Origin of the sequence: Flavobacterium sp., from assembly GCF_043780635.1 — a bacterium.
Lineage (GTDB): Bacteria > Bacteroidota > Bacteroidia > Flavobacteriales > Flavobacteriaceae > Flavobacterium.
This window is the reverse complement of sequence record NZ_JAYWCK010000177.1, coordinates 1-3,860: the sequence shown is the minus strand read 5'-3', so window position 1 is coordinate 3,860 and position 3,860 is coordinate 1. Positions and strand designations below refer to the sequence as shown.

Genomic DNA, 3,860 nt, shown 5'->3' with positions numbered 1-3,860 from the left:
TATTGGTTTGTTTAGCGACTTCAAGATACTGAATTTCAGTATCTTGACCAATATTTATCCGACTTATTTTACTTTAAATAATTACACCCAACGGGTTCTTTTTACTATGTTTCTATGTGTTAAAATTTTTATATTTCGTTAATAATTGAGTATTTTATTAATTGCACCCAACGGGTCACAATTTTAGTATTTTCCTGTTTTGAACTTTTTTTTAGGCTCTAATACAAATGGTTCACTGTTGTCTGTTTAGGTTAATGGTCTTATTGATTAAAAAAAATGACAACTAAAATTAAAAAGCATTTTTATCTCCTTCAAATATACTCGTTACCGTATTCCATATAATCTTTATATCCAGCAGCAAACTCCAGTTTTCGATATACCATATATCGTGTTCCACACGGTTTTTCATATCGGCAAGTTCCTTGGTTTCTCCACGCAAGCCATTCACCTGAGCCCAACCCGTTATTCCTGGTTTGGCATAATGCCGCACAAGAAAGTTGTTGATCAATTCTGAATATTGTTTTGTATGTGACAACATGTGTGGACGAGGACCTACCACGGACATATTTCCCAATAATACATTAATAAATTGCGGCAACTCATCCATACTGGTTCGACGCAGAAAGGCTCCTATTTTTGTTATACGACTATCGTCTTGGGTGGCCTGCATTTTATCCGCCTGTTTGTTGACGTGCATCGTTCTAAACTTATAACACGGAAATGATTCATTTTCCCTGCCCGAACGTTGTTGCACAAAAAATACAGGTCCAGGAGAATTTGCTTTAATCAGTATAATCAGGATAGGAAACAACCACGGAAAGACGAATACTATTACGAACAAGGAAAAACAAAGATCAAATAGTTTCTTAATCAAACGATGGAGCGTCATCTCAAGAGGTTCCTTGCGCAGCATCAAAACAGGAACATTCCCATTCCCGTAAAAAGTGATATGTACCCTGTTGCTTTTAGTGTATTGTTGAAAATCAGGAATAAACTTAATGCGAACCATATACCGCTCACAAAGTGCTGTAATACTATTAATGACATCAATTTTGCTAATGTGGAGAGCAATATACATTTCATCTACTTTTTCGGTGAGAATATAGTTTTCAATATCCTCAAATCCGCCTAAAATTGGTTTTGTTAGCTGTGTATCCAAATCTATTTCATCATCAAAAAATCCCGTCACACGATACCCATACGTAAGGTCCTTAGACAGAATTCTGTTCATGCGTTCCCCAGTGGCATTGGCACCTACTATGACCACATTTCTATAATTATATCCCTTTGCTCTGACGTATTTCAGGGTTTTCATAAATACGATTCGGAAGACGACAAGGAAGATGAAAAAGGCGGTATAGAAATAAATTATCCGCAAACGAGAAATCTCGTCATAGTCTAAAACAATAATGAATACGGCAGTCAAGGCAAAATGAATTAGAAGCAAACGAAATGTTCGGAGCAGAATAGTCTCAATTCGTTCAATCCGGATGATTCTATAGGAATCTTTGAATAATAATAAGAAAATCCAGAATACGTTCAATAATAAAGCAATAGTGCGTCTAACTCTATCATGTATTAAGTCAAGATTTCCATATCGCAACATATACGAGAGTGTTATGGCTACATTCAGCAGCACTACATCCCAAACAACTAGAATCAGCTTGTAATAACGGGAAAAATGGTAGGTTGAAAATATTTTTAAAAGAGACATAAAGATTTTGGGCGGTGTTGGGGGTTTTGTTAAATTAATTATTGGGTTATTTGGTGAACTGGGGTTGTGGTTATGTGGTTATTTGGTTATTCGATTGTAACATTCATAATTCGGTTAAACAATTACTCTTTCTTAAACGATTAATCTTTTTTTAAACAGTTAACCGATTACCCTTTACTAACCGATTAACCAAATAACCTTTTTCTAACCGATTAACCTATAAACCCTAACTCACAAACTATATTTTTTAATAAAATAATCCAAATACTCAGGAAGCAAGGTACCCAAATAATAAGGCAGATTCATTAATAAATAAGGCACTCCAGTAGGTGTTTTTGCAGTTTGAATTTCAAACTCACCTGCATAAATCCTAACAGCATAAGGATGGTTAGCCTTTTCAATAAATTGATGAAGCGATTTTAAAGATCCTGTACTTCCAGATTTAATTTCAATAGGAATTACTTTTCCATCAATAGCATAAACCAAATCAATTTCAGAAGAAGACTGTTTCTTTTCCCTGACCCAAAAATGGGGCAAATCAGATTTTTTAGATTGAATTGACAGTATTTCTTGCGTAATAATATGAGGTATAATGGCACCTTTATAACTTTTACTTAAATCTTGTAAGGGTAGCATTTGAGCAGTAATCCCCAGAATATGATTGAGAATACCCGTGTCTAAAAATTGTAGTCGTGGTGATTTCTTAAAATCTGGAATTATAGGCACTTCTACTGAGGTAGTGGGATAAATAAGTTGAATAATTTTAGCTTGATGCAAATTCCGTAATGCTTCTCCCACTTCTCTCGACTGATAGTTCGATTTTCCAAAATTCTGAAATTTAATGCGCTCATCGATGCTAAAAGCGGCTGTTGCCATAATATGCTTCATAACATTTTTTGCCGTAGTGCCAGAAGTATATTTTTCTGAATCACTGGCATACGAACTCCAAATACTCTCATATATGGGGGTTAAATTCGCAACACTCTCTCCTTGAACATACTCTCTTACTACTTCTGGCATTCCGCCAATGATTGTATATTGATTAAACAATTGGAGTAAGGCAGTGTGTGCAACTGGTTTTATCGGAATGCTTTTTAGCTGTTCAAGACCCGTCTTATGCTGTAGCGCTTCTAAATATTCAATAAAATTAAAAGGAAATAAATATAAAAATTCTACCCTTCCCACCGGAAAGCTTTGAATGTCTTTAAGTGCAAATTCAAGCAAAGAACCTGCTGCAATAACATGCAATTCTGGAATCTCTTCATAAAAATAACGTAAAGCTTGTATCGCTTTTGGTTGTTCCTGTATTTCATCTATGAAAAGCAAGGTATTTTGAATATCCTTTGATTGTAAATTATTGGATATAAATAAAGCTTCTAGGATTGTTTTTACATTATCGGTTTGCTCAAAAAATTGACGATCGGCTTTTTTTTCTAGGTTAAGATACAATTGGAACGGATACGTCTTTGCAAACTCTTTCACTAAGGTGGTCTTGCCTACCTGTCTTGCCCCCCTAAGAAGTAAAGGTTTCCGATTGGACTTGTTCTTCCATTCGTTCAATTGCGATATGAGGTGCCGTTTTAAATTCAAAATACAATTTTGTTATAAAGTAAATGCAAATATAAGTAAATTTTGTATCAAAGTAAATCCTGTTTTTATACTATTTTGAATCAAAGTCAAGGGTCGTCCTATTTTATTAGTAAAATTAAGATTAGGTTTTGAACTATAGTACCATGCTAAAAATAAAACATTCAATCATCAAGAAAGGTTCCTATCGCCATCAAAAAGAATAGTAGTCAGCTATTTCGAGTACAATTACGCACCTTCTCTCCTTTTCGACGATTAACCAATTACTTTTTTATAACCGATTAACCCGTCATCCTGAGCTAAGCCTGCCCCAAGCTTGACTAGGGGTCGAAGGACCTAAACGATTACCCTTTCCTAACCAAATAACCAAATAACCCGTCATCCTGAGCCTGACGAAGGACCTAAACAGTTAACCGATTAACCAATCTCTTAATACAAAAACCCGAACAACCACATTGGGATTTTGTTTTGAAAGCCATATTCAATGTCATCTGAAACAATATAAGCGTTCTCGAGACTCTTAATTTGCTTACCCGATTTATCCTTGCCTCCAATTTCA

The 3,860-nt window shown here is 35.0% G+C and carries 2 protein-coding genes; both read right to left on the bottom strand.

The features are described 5' to 3' along the window. Nucleotides 1-289: 289 nt before the first annotated feature. Nucleotides 290-1,714, bottom strand: coding sequence for an undecaprenyl-phosphate glucose phosphotransferase (locus tag ACH2BV_RS15670; RefSeq protein ID WP_395051723.1), 1,425 nt, complete (start codon nt 1,712-1,714; stop codon nt 290-292). 231 nt (nt 1,715-1,945) lie between these two features. Then, complete coding sequence (locus tag ACH2BV_RS15665) at nt 1,946-3,274, bottom strand: ATP-binding protein (protein WP_395051722.1); 1,329 nt, start codon at nt 3,272-3,274, stop codon at nt 1,946-1,948. Nucleotides 3,275-3,860: the final 586 nt, after the last annotated feature.

Coding starts and splice junctions, on each gene's coding strand:
- ACH2BV_RS15670 (WP_395051723.1), bottom strand. CDS start 1,714: ATGTCTCTTTTAAAAATATTTTCAACCTACCATTTTTCCCGTTATTAC.